Source organism: Streptomyces sp. NPDC002499 (assembly GCF_053595415.1).
Genome location: NZ_JBSFXO010000007.1, coordinates 248791 through 263430, shown reverse-complemented (window position 1 = coordinate 263430; position 14640 = coordinate 248791). Strand labels below are relative to the sequence as shown.

Below are 14640 nucleotides of genomic sequence, written 5' to 3'. Positions count from 1 at the left end.
CGCTGTCAGGGCCTAAATGGGGGGCCATCGGCATGATCCGCATCAAGGCTGGGGTGTCCCGCCGGGCCGTCCGCGAGGAGGAGCCGAGGCCATTTCGCCGGGTTCTCGCGCTGGGGCTGCCCACGGTCTGGGGCGCCATGGCGATCACGTACAAACTGGCCTGTCCGCTCGCCCAGCAGAACGGGATCGGGGCGCGGATCGTCACCAGCGCGGTCTTCTTCGCCGTCGGCACCGGGCTGATGGTCCACGTCCGGCAGGCGCTGATGCGTGAGCTCAGGGCCGTCCGCCGGGTCGCCGGCGCCGCCCAGAGCGCCCTGCTGCGACCGCTGCCCCCGCGCGTCGACGGCCTGAACGTCGCGGCCGCCCAACTCGCCACGGACCGCGCCGCGGTGGTCGGCGGCGACCTGTACGAGGTCATCGCCACCGAGCACGGTGTACGTGTGGTCATGGGCGATGTACGGGGTCACGGCATCGGCGCGATCAGCACCGTCGCCGCCGTCCTCGGCTCGTTCCGCGAGGTCGTCCACGACGAGCCCGAACTCGGCTGCGTCCTGCGGAAGTTGGACCGGGCTCTCGCCCGTCACCTGCGCGAACGGGCCCGTGCCGAGCACCCCTCCGCCGGCCCCGAACCGGACAACCCGGTCGCCGAGGAGTTCGTCACCGTCCTCCTCCTGGAGATCCGCCCCGACGGCGAGATCTGGGCCCTCAACTGCGGCCACCCCTGGCCGTACCTCCTCAGCGGTCCCCGAGTCGAAGCCCTGACCTGTGTGGACCCCCTCCCACCCCTCGGCCCCTTCCCCCTCCCACCGGAACTCCCGGTCCTCCACTGCGGCCCCCTGCTCCTGGACGAAACCCTGTTCCTCTACACAGACGGAGCCGAGGACGCGAGAAACGCCCGGGGCCACTTCTTCCCCTTGGAGGGGGTACTGACCGATGCCCTCCACGAAATCCCACTGGCAGCACCCCAGTTGCTCCTGGGTGCCGTCTTCACGTCCCTGCTACGTCATACAGCGGGCGCTCCTACGGATGATGTTGCATTACTGGCGCTTCGCAACGAACGGCAACGCCTACGCCCTCAAGGGGCGCGGGGAACTGCGCGACCGGCCACGACCTACCCGCACTCGACAACGCACCTCCGAGCCCCCGGCGTCTAGTCGCCCCAGCAGGGTCGCCGCACTGTGTGAGGGGGAGCCGGCGACCCCGCAGGCCTCTGGCGAGGCAGTTCAGTCAACCGGCACGAAACTCTCCGCGACAGCGCACACACGCTACGGATCCGAGCACTCCATTCGCACCCCGTGTGAACGGCCCCGCACTACTCTGTCCGCACCGAGGCACCCGGGGGGCATCCATGCAGCCCAACACTCTGCTAGACGCGATCCTCGACGAGGCGGGCATCTCGCACGCCGGCCTCGCCGCCCACGTGAACCAGGCGGGCCGCACCCGCGGACTCGCGTTGCGCTACGAACACACCGCCGTGGCACGGTGGTTGAAGGGCCAACGCCCCCGCGGCCAGGTCCCCGACCTGATCTGCGAAGTGCTCGCGCAGCGCCTGCACCGGCCGGTGACCCTCGACGACATCGGCCTCGGCGTCCCCGGCGAACCGTCGACCCCGCACGGCACCTCCCTCTCCGGCTTCGTCGAGCGGGCCACCGCCCTGTGGCGCTCCGACGAGCAGCAGCGCCCGCACATACTGGGCGCCCCCGCCGTCACCGGCACGCCCGCCGTGATGCCCGTATGGGAGTGGGAGAACCCGCCCGAGGACACGGACGTCTCCCGCGGCGGCCGGCACCGCGTCACCGCCGGCGACCTCGACATGCTGCGCGCCGCCCGCACCCACTACGAGCAGATGTACCGCAAGGCCGGCGGCATCGCGACCCGCACCCGGATCGTCGGCTTCCTCAACGCCGAGGCCGCTCCGCTGCTGCGCGGCAGCTACACCGACGCGATGGGCCGCCAACTGCACCGTGCCACCGGCGGGTTGGTGGCGATCGCCGGCATCTGCGCGTACGACTCCGACGCGCACGGCCTGGCCCAGCGCTACTTCCACCAGGCGCTGCGGCTCGCGAAGGCCAGTGGTGATCAGGGACTTGGCGCCTATGTCATCGCGCTGCTGGTCAACCAGGCGCTGTTCATGCGGGAGTACCGCCAGGCCGTCGCCTTCGCCGAGGCCGCGCTGCGGGCCGCTGGCAAGCACATCACCCCGGCGCTCGCCTCCGACCTGTACGCGATGCAGGCCAAGGCGTACGCGCACCTGGGCGACGGCACGAGCGCCCTGTCCTGCATCCGGCGTGCCGAGAAGGCCGCCGAACGCATCCGGCGCGGGTACGAGCCCGACGAGACGGGCTATGTCCAGCCGGGCCTGGTCAACGTCCAGGTGGCGGAGGCCCTGCTCAGCCTCGGTGAACTCGTGGCCGCGAGCGAGCACGCGGAGGCCGCCGTCGGTGAGCCGGCGCACGACCGCGGCCGGGTGCACCGGCTCGCCATGCTGAGCACGATCGAACTGCGCCAGGGAAACGCCGAGAAGGCCGTGGCCGCGGCCGTGCAGATGGCCGAACAGGCCCGGGGAATGGAGTCCCAGCGCCTGCGCGACAGACTCCGCGCGGTGCGCGAACACCTGGTGCGCAGCGGCGGTTCGGGCACCGCCGAGGCCGCCGAACTCATCGACGGGGCACTGCGCGTACCGCTCTAGACCCGGCCCATGATCACTAACACGTCTTCGTTCCTGCTGCGATATTGCCACTTACTCGACGGAAGGTGGCAGAACCGTGCAGTGGACGAAACAGAACGAACAAACTGTGTACTCAAATCGCTGGTTCAGCGTCAACCTCGCAGATGTCGAACTGCCCGACGGCCGGCATCTCGATCACTTCCTGATCAAGTTGCGGCCGGTGGCCGTGGCCACGGTCGTCAACGAGGCCAATGAGGTCCTCCTGCTCTGGCGGCACCGCTTCATCACCGACAGCTGGGGGTGGGAACTCGCGGCGGGCGTCGTCGAGGACGGCGAGGACCTCGCGTACGCGGCCGCCAGGGAACTGGAGGAGGAGACCGGCTGGCGACCGGGACCCCTGCACCACCTCATGACCGTGGAGCCCTCCAACGGGCTCACCGACGCCCGGCACCACATCTACTGGTCCGACGAGGGCGAGTACATCGGGCACCCCGTGGACGACTTCGAGTCCGACCGCCGGGAGTGGGTCCCGCTCAAGCTCGTTCCCGACATGGTCGCCCGTGGGGAGGTCCCGGCCGCCAACATGGCGGCCGCGTTACTGCTGTTGCACCATCTCAGGCTCGGCCAGGACACTCTGCGCTGAACCCCGCACCCGGTCCTGGCCGTTCAACGTCCCAGGGCCTGCCAGATCGTCACGACGAGCGCGCCCACCGCCGTCAGCGCCGCCACCGCGGGCAGCGGCCAGCGGGAGTGTTCGAGGGCGACGATCCTGGCACTCAGGTCGTCCATCTCCTTGTCGGTCTCCTCCGTACGATGAGTGAGCAGCGCCAACCCGCCCTCGACGCGCGCGTAGGCGACGTCGAGGCGGCGGCGTAACTCTGCGAGTTCTCCATGGACCACGGGATGCTCGGGGTCGGCGGTCACGAGTCCGCTCCTTTCCGTAGTCGGCACATCCCTTGCATGCGCATGAAGAGTCAACTCGCCTGGTGGGCGCGAGGGGAGCGTGTGCGCGCGGCATATGCGAGCCCGGCGCGCACACGGTGTGTGAATGACGTGGGCCCGGCACCACCCAGGTGCCGGGCCCATCGAAATCGCTCTTCGTAGTCGATCGCCGGTGCGGTCGACCGCTCTTCCTCGTCAGGCGTAGGCGTAGAACCCCGAGCCCGACTTCCGGCCGAGCCGGCCCGCGTCCACCATGCGCTGGAGCAGCGGGGGAGCGGCGTACAGCGGCTCCTTGTACTCGTCGTACATCGACGAGGCGACCGAGGCCACGGTGTCCAGGCCGATCAGGTCGGACAGCTTCAGCGGGCCCATCGGGTGGGCGCAGCCCAGCTCCATGCCGTTGTCGATGTCCTCGCGGCTGGCGATACCCGACTCGAACATCCGGATCGCGGACAGGAGATAGGGGATCAGCAGCGCGTTGACGACGAAGCCGGAGCGGTCCTGGGCGCGGATCGCGTGCTTGCCCAGCACCTTCTCGGCGAAGGCCTGGGCCCGGGCGAGCGTGCCCTCGGAGGTGGTGAGCGCCGGGATCAGCTCGACGAGCTGCTGCACCGGGGCCGGGTTGAAGAAGTGGATGCCGATGACCTGGTCCGGGCGCGAGGTGGCGACCGCGAGCTTCACCAGCGGGATCGAGGAGGTGTTGGAGGCCAGGATCGCGTCCGGGCGGGTCACCACCTGGTCGAGCACCTGGAAGATCTCCGTCTTCACCTGCTCGCTCTCCACGACGGCCTCGATCACCAGATCGCGGTCGGCGAACTCGCCGAGGTCCGTGGTGAAGCTCAGCCGCGCCTGGGTCTCCGCCAGCTCGTCCGCGCTGATCTTGCCGCGCTCGGCCGCCTTGGTCAGGGAGTTGAACAGCCGGGTCCGGCCGATCTCCAGAGCCTCGCCGGTGGTCTCGGCGACCTTCACGTCGAGTCCGGCCCGGGCGCACACCTCGGCGATGCCCGCGCCCATCTGACCGCAGCCCACGACTCCGACGCTCGCGATGTCTCCCGCCGGGATGTCCGTCACATCGTCCCCTTCGCTGATCTCCGCGTGCGGCAGGGCGCCTTTGGTTCGGTGCCCTGCTCCGATCGTGCACGTTACCCGTAAGTATCGATGATCGATCGCGCGGGGACGTGCATCCTGGGCGGCGGAGACGATCCGTGACCGCGCGGATCCGCTGGGTATGGGGGTGTTGTGAAGATGGGCCGACTGTCTCGCCGGACGTTCGCACTGGCCGCGCTGGCGACCCTGGCGTCGGCGCCGGACGCGAGCGCCGTACCGAACGTCCGCCACCGGCGGTGGGTGGACCCCGAACTGCGGGGCGTGTGGGTGGCGACCGTGGCCAACCGGGACTGGCCCTCCCGCCCCGGCATGACCGCCGTCGAGCAGCGCACGGAACTGATCGCCCAGCTCGACCTCGCGGTGCGCAACCGCCTCAACGCCGTGATCTTCCAGGTCCGTCCGACAGCCGACGCGATGTGGCCCTCGCCGTACGAGCCCTGGTCGCAGTACCTCACCGGGACCCAGGGCAAGGACCCCGGCTGGGATCCGCTGGGGACCGCGGTCGAGGAGGCGCACGCCCGCGGTCTGCAACTGCACGCCTGGTTCAACCCGTACCGCATCGCCAACCACACCGACCCCACCAGGCTGGTCGCCTCCCATCCCGCGCGCCGGCACCCGGACTGGGTCGTCGTCTACGGCGGCAAGCTCTACTACAACCCGGGGCTGCCGCAGGTCCGCGCCTTCGTGCAGGACGCGATGCTCGACGCGGTCGCCAAGTACCCGGTCGACGCGGTGCACTTCGACGACTACTTCTACCCGTACCCGGTGGCGGGCCAGACCTTCGACGACGACGCGGCCTACGACCGGTACGGCGCCGCCTTCCCGAACCGGGCCGCCTGGCGGCGCGACAACATCGACAAGCTGGTGCGCGAGACGGCGGCCCGCATCAAGAGGACGCGGCCGGGCACCCAGTTCGGCATCAGCCCGTTCGGCGTGTGGCGCAACCTCGCCACCGACCCGCTCGGCTCGGACACGCGGGCGGGGGTGCAGACGTACGACGATCTCCACGCGGACACCCGCAAGTGGGTGCGGAAGAACTGGATCGACTACATCTGCCCGCAGCTGTACTGGAACATCGGCTTCGCCGCCGCCGACTACGCCAAGCTCGTGCCCTGGTGGGCGGACGTGGCGAAGGGCAGCGGGACGCGCCTCTATCTCGGCGAGGCGCTGTACAAGGCCGGCGACCCGGCGCAGCCCGCGGCCTGGCAGGACCCGGCCGAACTGTCCCGGCACCTCACCCTGGCCGACCGCCGCAAGGAGGTCGAAGGGCATGTGTACTTCGCCGCCAAGGACGTGGCGGCGGACCGGATCGGGGCGATGGTACGCGTGGTCGCCGACCACTACCAGCAGCGGGCGAGGGCCCCGCGCTGAGTCACTGAGCAACAGGGGAAGGGCGCGCCCTGGGCTACTGCAACATCTCCTTGTGCCGGATCTCCGTGTCGGGGCCGGGCGAGCACACGCCCTCGTGGCCGTCCTCGAAGCGGACGCGGTAGGGCGGGTTGCCCTCCGCACCGAGCACCTCGACGATCTCGCCGATCCTGTCGTGTTGGCCGACCACCCTGCCGTGCTGGACAAGCCGGTCACCGATGGTTGCACGCATCTGTCGGGTCTCCTCACCACGTGTGGGAGCAGCGGTCCGGGGCTTCGAGTCTACGGCGCGGGGCTCCCGTCGGTACCTGCCCGTACGGGTCCGTCAGCCCCGGGACCGCTGGGTGACGGCGATGCAGACGAGCACCGCCGCGGCCGTCACGGGGGCGGCCACCGGGAGGTGTTCGCCCAGCAGCAGCACCGACCACACCAGCGTCAACAGCGGCTGGGCCAGCTGGAGTTGGCTGGCCTTGGGGATGCCGATCGCGGCCATGCCCCGGTACCAGACGACCAGGCCGAGGAACTGCGAGCCCGCGGCCACCCACAGCAGTCCGGCCACGCCGTGCGCGGTGAGGTGCACCGGCTCGAACGACAGCGCGACGATCGCGCCCGGCACGGTGAGCGGCAGACACAACACCAGCGCCCAGCCGATGACCTGCCAGCCGGGCATGACCCGGGCCAGCCGCCCGCCCTCGGTGTAGCCGGCCGCGCAGACCAGGAGCGCGCCGAAGAGGTACAGGTCGGCGCTGCTCAGCGCACCGCCGCTCTGCTGCACGGTGAAGGCGAGCACCGCGGCTGCGCCCGCGAGGGCCGCCGTCCAGAAGGTGCGGGAGGGGCGGGTGCCCATGCGCAGGGCGGAGAACAGCGCGGTGGTGAGCGGGAGCAGGCCCACGACGACGGCCGCGTGCGCGGTGGTCGAGGTCTGCAGAGCGAGCGTGGTCAGCAGCGGGAAGCCGATGACGACACCGGCGGCCACGATGGCCAGGCCCGCCCAGTGCCGGCGCTCCGGCGCCCGGACCCGCAGCGCCAGCAGACAGCCGCCCGCGATGAGTGCCGCGAGCACACTGCGCACCGCGACCAGCGCCCAGGGGCCGAAGCTCTCCAGGCCCCAGGCGGTGGCGGGGAAGGTCAGGGAGAAGGAGACGACGCCGAGGGCGGCCAGGAGGGTGCCGGCGGTGGTCGACTCGGCGGCCGTCTCGGTGCTCTGGGGGCCGCTGACCGTTATCCGTTTGGATGCGGTAGCGCTACTCTGTGCTCTCATGCAAGAGCGTAGCAGTGTCGGTGAACTGGCGAATCAGCTGCGGCAGGAGCTCGACCGCTACTCGCCGGGTGGAAAGCTCCCGTCGAGCCGCAGCCTCGTCGAGCGGTTCCGGGTCAGCCCGGTGACGGTCTCGCGGGCCCTGGCCCAGCTGGCCGCCGAGGGTCTGGTGGTCACCCGGCCGGGAGCCGGTGCCTTCCGGGCCCGGACGCGGGCCGCGACCGCCCCCGCCGGGGACACGTCCTGGCAGGAGGTGGTGCTGAGCGCCGACAGCGCCGCCGACCACGTACCGCGCACGGTGGACGCGTCCGGCGTCCTGGCCACGCTCGCCGCGCCACCGCCCGGGGTCGTCGAGTTCACCGGCGGCTATCTGCATCCCTCCCTCCAGCCGGAGCGCGCGATGGCCGCCGCGCTGTCCCGGGCCGGCCGTCGCCCCGGCGCGTGGGGGCGGCCTCCGGTGGAGGGGCTGCCGGAGCTGCGGGAGTGGTTCGCTCGCGATATCGGCGGCGCGGTCAGCGCGGCCGAGGTGCTCGTCACGTCCGGCGGCCAGTCCGCGCTGACCACGGCTCTGCGTGCGCTCGCTCCGCCGGGCGCGCCCGTCCTGGTCGAATCACCCACCTACCCGGGCATGTTGGCGATCGCCCGGGCGGCGGGTCTGCGCCCGGTCCCCGTCCCGGTCGACGCGGACGGCGTCCGCCCGGAGCTGCTCGCCGACGCCTTCCGGGCCACCGGCGCGCGGGTGTTCGTCTGCCAGCCGCTGTTCCAGAACCCGACGGGCGCGGTCCTCGCTCCCGAACGCCGGCCCGAAGTGCTGCGGATCGCCCGCGAGTCCGGCGCGTTCGTCGTGGAGGACGACTTCGTACGACGGCTGGTGCACGAGGACGCGGGGCCGCTGCCGAGCCCGCTCGCCGCGGCCGATCCCGACGGTGTCGTCGTCCACGTCGGCTCCCTCACCAAGGCGACCTCGCCGAGCTTCCGGGTGAGCGCGCTGGCCGCGCGGGGTCCGGTCCTGGAACGGCTGCGCGCCATCCAGATCGTCGACACCTTCTTCGTCCCCCGCCCGCTCCAGGAGGCGGCTCTGGAACTCGTCGGCTCGCCCGCCTGGCCGCGTCATCTGCGGGCGATCTCGGGGGAGTTGAAGACCCGCCGCGACACGATGACCGCGGCCCTCCACCTCGACCTCCCCGAACTGGCCCTCCCACACATCCCGTCGGGCGGCTACCACCTCTGGCTCCGCCTTCCTGACGGCACGGACGAGTTGGCCTTCACCTCGGCGGCCCTGCGGGCGGGCGTGGCCATCACCCCCGGTCGCCCGTACTTCAGCGCGGAGCCTCCGGCGGCGTACGTCCGGTTGAGCTTTGCCGCGGTGGCTGGGGTGGGGGAGATCGTGGAGGGGGTACGGCGGTTGCGGGCGGCGTGGGTGGAGGTCGAGCAGGGCAACGGGTCCTAGGCGCGGGGGACTTGTGCCAGGCCGCAGAGGAAGCGGGCGGAGTCGAAGAGGTCCGGTGTGAGGCGGATGCCCGTGAGGCGGTGGGCGAGAGCGAAGGACGCCTCAGTGTGTCCGCTGTAGTCGCGGTCGTCGTCATCGCTCAAGTCGAAGCCCGACTCGCGCATTTCCACGAGGAGTTCGTCCGGACGGCTCCCGTAGCGGGTCTGCGCGAACATCGGCTGGAAGTGCAGACGGATGTCCTCGTCGTCGAACCAGTAGAAGTGGTCCACCGCGTTGACGTTGCAGTAGTGGGAGACCACCGTGCGCCCGCGCGAAATGGGCCGCATCACCTCGGGCCTGACCCCGAGATATCCGTTGTGCTCGATCATCAGGGACCAGTCTCCGACGGCCGCGACCCCGACGAACTGCCCGTCCTGGCCGATTGCCGCGTACGACGGATCGCCCAGCTCGGCGACTCCCGTGATCCGCATCTCGGGCTCGGCGCCGAGCCGCGCCAGCAACTCCTCCGGAGTGAGGTCTCGGACCAGCGTGGCGCAGTAGGCCACCATCAGGTACGGGTACCGCTCGTTGAGCCACGCGTAGTCCGCGGTCGTCGTCCAGGAGGTCATGCGGGGAGCATGCCAGCCGCCACTGACAACGCCCGTCCGCCCATCGAAACCCGCTCGACAACCCACCCCCGGCCTGCGAATCTCCCGCCATGACTGACACCCCTGGCCTCCCCGACGGCTACGAGATCTCCACCGACCGCGACCGTCTCGACGCCGACCGCGTGCACCGCTGGCTGTCCACCGACGCGTACTGGGCCCTCGGCCGGCCGCGTGAGAAGCAGGACCGGGCGATCGAGGGATCGCTGAACTTCGGTGTGTACGAGGCGGCTTCGGGGGAGCAGGTGGCGTACGCCCGGGTCCTCACCGACCGCGCGACCTTCGCCTGGCTGTGCGACGTGTACGTCGACCCCTCGGTGCGCGGCAAGAGCATCGGTACCGCGCTGGTCGCCGCCGTCCGCGACCACCTCCAGCCGTACGGCCTGCGCCGCATCCTGCTCGCCACGGCGGACGCCCACGGGGTCTACGAGAAGGTCGGCTTCCAGGCCCTGCCCCACCCCGAGCGCTGGATGGCGCTGCTGCTCCAGCCGGAGGTTTGAGGCGATTGTCCGCCAGGTCCACACCGTGAAGTGAGGCCTCGCGTACTTTGGGTAACTCCCGGCCGACACCCCTTGACCTGCGTACTTTCCAGACTGACGATCACGGCATGCAACTTCGGGTCACGTTCGTCGCCGCGGCGCGCAGCTCCCCGCTGCTCGCCGAACGCTTCGAGGACGACCGACCGCTCGACCAGGCCGGATGGGGCGAGGTACAGCGCGCCGCCCATGACCTGGTGCCGCTCTCGGTCGCCGAACTGCGCTACTGCTCGCCCACTCCCCGCAGTCGTTCCACCGGCGAGGGCCTCGGCTACGCCCCGCTCGTCCAACTCGCGCTGCGGGACTGCGACATGGGCCGCTGGCGGGGGCTGACGCTGGGCGAGGCGATGGCCCGGGAGCCGGCCCTGGTGGACGCCTGGCTCGCCGACCCGCGGTCGACACCGCACGGCGGCGAGTCCCTCCTGGACTTCATCTCCCGCGTCGGCAACTGGCTCGACACCCGGCCCGTCGAGGACCGCGGCCGTATCGTCGCCGTCGCCGAACCGTCCGTCATCCGCGCCGCGTTGGTGTACGTCCTGAAGGCGCCGCCGGCGACGTACTGGAACATCGACGTACGCCCGCTGTCGACGATCACGTTCACGGGCCACGCGGGGCGCTGGAACCTTCGGTTCGACGGGGTGCCGACGCAGCCGTCACAGGCGTAGCCGGCGCGTAGCCCTCACGTGGGAGCGGTCGGCGCTCAGCCCTCGCGCGTGTAGTCCGTGATCAGCACCAGGTCCTTGGCCGGACCGCCCACCCGCCACACCGTCCGCCAGTGGTCCGCGTCCAGGACGGTGAACTCGCCCCGGTAGAGGTCGGCCGCGCACGGATGGTCGGCGATGTACCGCCCGCTGCTCAGGTCCAGTTGGTGAAAGGGCCGCCCGTCGGCGAAGCGCACGTCCGCCGTCCCCGGTGCCGTCCCCGGCAGAAACCTCAACGTCCGCTCGGCAGGCCGCGCCACGTCCTGCCAGGTGAACGTGCCGGACTCCTCGTGCAGCAACCCGCCATCCAACAGCCCGCCATCCAGTAGGCGGCCTTCCGGCAGCCCGCCATCCAGTAGGCCACCTTCCCGCAGTCCGCCCTCCGGCATCGGCCCGAACACGGTGGCCCCCTCGAAGCGCCCCTCGTCCCCGCTCACGAGATCCCGCACCGACCGCTCCACCCGCCACCGCCCGGCCAGATGCGCCAGCACGTCCGGCACGGGCCAGAACTCACCCATCCTCAACGCCTCTTCCGCAGTCGGCGCAGCCAATCCGGGGACTCCAAGGGGTCCTTGCGCCCGGCCTCGGCCCGGATCTCCTGGTACGCCGTGTGACTCGTCGCGCGGAAGGCCTCCTCGTACGCGGCCAGCGCCCCGCCGACACCTCCGCCACCGGAGCCGCGGCGCCGGATCCAGCGTGCCGCCCAGGTGAGGAACCCGAGGACCAGGGCCAGGCAGCCGACGGCGATCAGGTAGGGCCACAGCGCATGCATGCCTTCGACCCTACGTCCCGGCCTTCACGTCTCGAAAGTTCTCGATCCCGGGCCCCATTGACGCGCTCATGCCCCTTCCCTATCTTCCCGTTCGAAGTGTTGACCAACGTCCGATATATCGAACACCTCGAACACCTTCAAGAGCCGCGGAGTATCCATGTCACGCACCGCCCGCACCCGCCTGAGACTCGGTCTGGGTGCCAGTGCCTTCCTGCTGGCCGTCGGTCTGGTCCCGGCCGCTCCCACGCCCGCCCAAGCCGACGACGTCACCGACTACGCGATCACCGTCGACCCCACCGCCAAGGGCGCGAGGATCGACGACACGATGTATGGCGTCTTCTTCGAGGACATCAACCGCGCCGCCGACGGCGGGCTGTACGCCGAACTCGTGCAGAACCGGTCCTTCGAGTACTCCACCGACGACAACAGGACGTACACCCCGCTGACCTCCTGGACGGTCGCCGGTGCCGCGCAGGTGGTGAACGACGACGGGCGGCTCAACGCCCGCAACCGCAACTACCTTTCCCTGGGCGCCGGTTCGTCGGTCACGAACGCGGGCTACAACACCGGCGTCCGCGTCGAGGCGGGCAAGAAGTACGACTTCTCGGTGTGGGCGCGGGCGGAGGCAGGAACCGGCCTGAGTGTTGCCCTCGGCGATGCGGACGGGTCCCTCGCCGACGCCCGGCAGGTGGCCGTCAAGGGCGGCTGGGCCCAGTACAGGGCGACCTTCACCGCCACCCGCACCAGCTCCACCGGCCGTCTCGCCGTCGCCGCCTCCGACGCGGTGGCCCTCGACATGGTGTCCCTCTTCCCGCGCGACACCTACAAGCACGAGCCCAACGGCCTGCGGAAGGACCTCGCCGAGAAGATCGCCGCCCTGCACCCGGGCTTCGTGCGCTTCCCCGGCGGCTGCCTGGTCAACACCGGTTCCATGCAGGACTACAGCGAAGCCTCCGGCTATCAGCGCAAGCGCTCGTACCAGTGGAAGGACACCGTCGGCCCGGTCGAGACGCGGGCCACCAACTCCAACTTCTGGGGCTACAACCAGAGTTACGGCCTCGGCTACTACGAGTACTTCCGCCTCGCCGAGGACATCGGCGCCATGCCGCTGCCCGTCGTGCCGGCGCTGGTGACCGGCTGCGGCCAGAACAAGGCTGTCGACGACGACGCATTGCTCCAGCGGCACATCCAGGACACCCTCGACCTGATCGAGTTCGCCAACGGCCCGGTGACGTCGAAGTGGGGGAAGATCCGCGCCCGGATGGGGCACCCGAAGCCCTTCCACCTCACCCACATCGAGGTCGGCAACGAGGAGAACCTGCCCGTCGAGTTCTTCGCCCGCTTCCAGCGGTTCCGGGAAGCGATCGACGCCAAGTACCCGTACATGACGGTGATCTCCAACTCCGGCCCGGACGACGCCGGTTCGACCTTCGACACCGCCTGGCAGCTCAACCGGGACGCGAACGTCGACATGGTCGACGAGCACTACTACAACAGCCCGCAGTGGTTCCTGCAGAACAACGACCGCTACGACTCCTACAGCCGCACGGGCCCCAAGGTCTTCCTCGGCGAGTACGCCTCTCAGGGCAACGCTTTCAAGAACGGCCTCGCCGAAGCCGCGTACATGACCGGCCTGGAACGCAACGCAGACGTCGTGAAACTCGCCTCCTACGCCCCGCTGTTCGCCAACGAGGACTATGTGCAGTGGCGCCCCGACATGGTGTGGTTCAACAACCACGCCTCCTGGGGCTCGGCCGACTACGAGGTCCAGAAGCTGTTCATGACCAACGTCGGCGACCGGGTCGTCCCCTCCACGGCCACCGGCACGCCCTCGCTCACCGGCCCGATCAGCGGTGCCGTCGGCCTGTCGACGTGGAACACGACCGCCGCGTACGACGATGTGAAGGTCACCGACGCCGACGGCAACACCCTGCTGAGCGACGACTTCTCCGGTGACGCGTCGCAGTGGACCCATACGGGCAGCGGGAGTTGGGCGGTGCAGGACGGTCAGTACGTGCAGACCACCGAGGCCGCCGAGAACACCATGGTGTCGGCCGGTGACCCGAGTTGGCACGACTACGACCTGCGGGTGAAGGCCACCAAGAAGTCCGGCCGGGAGGGCTTCCTGGTCGCCTTCGGCGTCAAGGACACCGGGAACTACTACTGGTGGAACCTGGGCGGCTGGAACAACACCCAGAGCGCGGTCGAACAGGCCGTGGACGGCGGCAAGTCGACGCTGATCTCCAAGGCGGGCAGCATCGAGACCGGCCGCGCCTACGACATCGACATCAAGGTGCGGGGCCGCCAGGTCACCCTCTACCTCGACGGCCAGGAGTGGGGCAGCTTCACCGACGACAAGCCGGCCGAGCCCTTCCGGCAGGTCGTCACCAAGGACCACAGGACCGGCGATCTGATCGTGAAGGTGGTCAACGCCCAGGCGTCGGCGGCCCGTACGGCGATCGACCTGGGCGGGGCGAAGGTCGCCAAGAAGGCCCGGGTGACCACCCTCGCCGCCGCGCCGGACGCGGTGAACACCGAGACGGCCACTCCGGTCGCCCCGGTGACGTCCACCTTCAGCTCGGTCGCCGACACCTTCTCGTATACGTTCCCGGCGAACTCCGTCACCTTCCTGCGGATCAGGCAGAAGTAGCGCTCTCACCGTCCGTGGGCTGCTTGTCGAGCGGCAGCAGCCCACGTTCGGCGAAGACCTTCTTCGCCACGAAGGTCGCGTTCAGGGCCTTCGGGAAGCCGCAGTAGCCGGCCGAGTGCAGCAGCGCCTCGACGATCTCCTCCGGTGTCAGGCCCACGTTGAGGGACGCGTTGATGTGCACTTCCAGCTGGGGCTCGCAGCCGCCCAGCGCGGTGAGCATGCCCAACGTCACCAACTGGCGGTCGCGTGGGGGGAGTCCGGGCCGGGAGTAGATCTCCCCGAAGCCCCAGGCGACGATGTGATGGGCCATGTCCGGGTTGATGTCCTGCAGCGAGTCGATGACCCGCTGCCCCGCGTCCCCGTCGATCGCCCGCAGGATCTCCAGGCCGTGGGCGAAGCGTTCGTCGGGCGTGCGGTGCTGCTCTGCGTCGGTCGTCATGCTCTCGACAGTAGGAGAAAGAACGGCGGGTTCATCACCGAATAATGCAGAGGGAGTTTTTAATTTGCCGAATGTTCACTTCCTCTTCGGTAAGACCGTGACCGC

General features: G+C 70.2%; 16 protein-coding genes. 8 read left to right on the top strand and 8 right to left on the bottom strand.

The window, feature by feature from the left end; all coding sequences use genetic code 11:
* Window positions 1–32: 32 nt before the first annotated feature.
* The 3 genes from ACWD5F_RS21315 to ACWD5F_RS21305 all read left to right on the top strand — a co-directional run bounded on the left by ACWD5F_RS21315 (window position 33) and on the right by ACWD5F_RS21305 (window position 3311).
* Window positions 33–1154 carry a PP2C family protein-serine/threonine phosphatase gene (locus tag ACWD5F_RS21315; RefSeq protein ID WP_451256319.1) on the top strand — a complete coding sequence of 374 codons (1122 nt, stop codon included), beginning with the start codon at window positions 33–35 and terminating at the stop codon, window positions 1152–1154.
* Window positions 1155–1348: 194 nt separating this feature from the next.
* Window positions 1349–2689, top strand: coding sequence for a transcriptional regulator (locus tag ACWD5F_RS21310; protein WP_451256317.1), 1341 nt, complete (start codon window positions 1349–1351; stop codon window positions 2687–2689).
* 76 nt (window positions 2690–2765) lie between these two features.
* Window positions 2766–3311, top strand: coding sequence for an NUDIX hydrolase (locus tag ACWD5F_RS21305; RefSeq protein ID WP_451256315.1), 546 nt, complete (start codon window positions 2766–2768; stop codon window positions 3309–3311).
* A gap of 23 nt (window positions 3312–3334) precedes the next feature.
* On the opposite strand, the gene ACWD5F_RS21300 is transcribed toward ACWD5F_RS21305, so the two are convergent.
* Window positions 3335–3592 carry a hypothetical protein gene (locus ACWD5F_RS21300; protein ID WP_451256313.1) on the bottom strand — a complete coding sequence of 86 codons (258 nt, stop codon included), beginning with the start codon at window positions 3590–3592 and terminating at the stop codon, window positions 3335–3337.
* Between the two features lie 213 nt (window positions 3593–3805).
* A complete protein-coding gene (locus ACWD5F_RS21295; RefSeq protein WP_124002749.1) occupies window positions 3806–4681 on the bottom strand; it encodes a 3-hydroxybutyryl-CoA dehydrogenase in 876 nt (291 codons plus the stop codon).
* Between the two features lie 174 nt (window positions 4682–4855).
* On the opposite strand from ACWD5F_RS21295, the gene ACWD5F_RS21290 reads away from it, so the two are divergent.
* A complete protein-coding gene (locus ACWD5F_RS21290) occupies window positions 4856–6088 on the top strand; it encodes a glycoside hydrolase family 10 protein (protein ID WP_451256312.1) in 1233 nt (410 codons plus the stop codon).
* A gap of 34 nt (window positions 6089–6122) precedes the next feature.
* On the opposite strand, the gene ACWD5F_RS21285 is transcribed toward ACWD5F_RS21290, so the two are convergent.
* On the bottom strand, window positions 6123–6317 hold the full coding sequence (locus ACWD5F_RS21285) for a DUF1918 domain-containing protein (protein ID WP_124002751.1): 195 nt from the start codon (window positions 6315–6317) through the stop codon (window positions 6123–6125).
* 93 nt (window positions 6318–6410) lie between these two features.
* Window positions 6411–7346: a DMT family transporter gene (locus tag ACWD5F_RS21280; protein ID WP_451256310.1), complete on the bottom strand. Its 936-nt coding sequence runs from the start codon at window positions 7344–7346 to the stop codon at window positions 6411–6413.
* Between ACWD5F_RS21280 and ACWD5F_RS21275 the strand changes: the two genes are divergently transcribed.
* Window positions 7345–8793 carry an aminotransferase-like domain-containing protein gene (locus ACWD5F_RS21275; RefSeq protein ID WP_451256308.1) on the top strand — a complete coding sequence of 483 codons (1449 nt, stop codon included), beginning with the start codon at window positions 7345–7347 and terminating at the stop codon, window positions 8791–8793. The genes ACWD5F_RS21280 and ACWD5F_RS21275 overlap by 2 nt on opposite strands.
* Here the strand turns inward: ACWD5F_RS21275 and ACWD5F_RS21270 are convergent.
* The gene (locus ACWD5F_RS21270) at window positions 8790–9401 is read right to left on the bottom strand and encodes a DUF6461 domain-containing protein (protein ID WP_451256306.1); all 612 of its coding nucleotides are present in this window, start codon (window positions 9399–9401) and stop codon (window positions 8790–8792) included. The genes ACWD5F_RS21275 and ACWD5F_RS21270 overlap by 4 nt on opposite strands.
* Window positions 9402–9490: 89 nt before the next feature.
* Here ACWD5F_RS21270 and ACWD5F_RS21265 point away from each other — a divergent pair, with 89 nt between their 5' ends.
* Together ACWD5F_RS21265 and ACWD5F_RS21260 are read left to right on the top strand one after the other, a co-directional pair.
* Complete coding sequence (locus ACWD5F_RS21265) at window positions 9491–9937, top strand: GNAT family N-acetyltransferase (protein ID WP_451256305.1); 447 nt, start codon at window positions 9491–9493, stop codon at window positions 9935–9937.
* A gap of 107 nt (window positions 9938–10044) precedes the next feature.
* Entirely contained in the window at window positions 10045–10638 is a 594-nt protein-coding gene (locus tag ACWD5F_RS21260) for a histidine phosphatase family protein (protein WP_401725043.1), read from the top strand.
* Between the two features lie 35 nt (window positions 10639–10673).
* On the opposite strand, the gene ACWD5F_RS21255 is transcribed toward ACWD5F_RS21260, so the two are convergent.
* Both ACWD5F_RS21255 and ACWD5F_RS21250 read right to left on the bottom strand, forming a co-directional pair.
* Window positions 10674–11192: a DUF6314 family protein gene (locus tag ACWD5F_RS21255; RefSeq protein WP_451256303.1), complete on the bottom strand. Its 519-nt coding sequence runs from the start codon at window positions 11190–11192 to the stop codon at window positions 10674–10676.
* A gap of 2 nt (window positions 11193–11194) precedes the next feature.
* Window positions 11195–11446 carry a hypothetical protein gene (locus ACWD5F_RS21250; protein WP_451256301.1) on the bottom strand — a complete coding sequence of 84 codons (252 nt, stop codon included), beginning with the start codon at window positions 11444–11446 and terminating at the stop codon, window positions 11195–11197.
* A 157-nt stretch (window positions 11447–11603) separates the two neighbouring features.
* On the opposite strand from ACWD5F_RS21250, the gene ACWD5F_RS21245 reads away from it, so the two are divergent.
* On the top strand, window positions 11604–14096 hold the full coding sequence (locus ACWD5F_RS21245; protein WP_451256299.1) for an alpha-L-arabinofuranosidase C-terminal domain-containing protein: 2493 nt from the start codon (window positions 11604–11606) through the stop codon (window positions 14094–14096).
* On the opposite strand, the gene ACWD5F_RS21240 is transcribed toward ACWD5F_RS21245, so the two are convergent.
* The gene (locus tag ACWD5F_RS21240; protein ID WP_451256297.1) at window positions 14083–14535 is read right to left on the bottom strand and encodes a carboxymuconolactone decarboxylase family protein; all 453 of its coding nucleotides are present in this window, start codon (window positions 14533–14535) and stop codon (window positions 14083–14085) included. The two genes, ACWD5F_RS21245 and ACWD5F_RS21240, sit on opposite strands and share 14 nt — an antisense overlap.
* Between the last annotated feature and the right edge of the window lie 105 nt (window positions 14536–14640).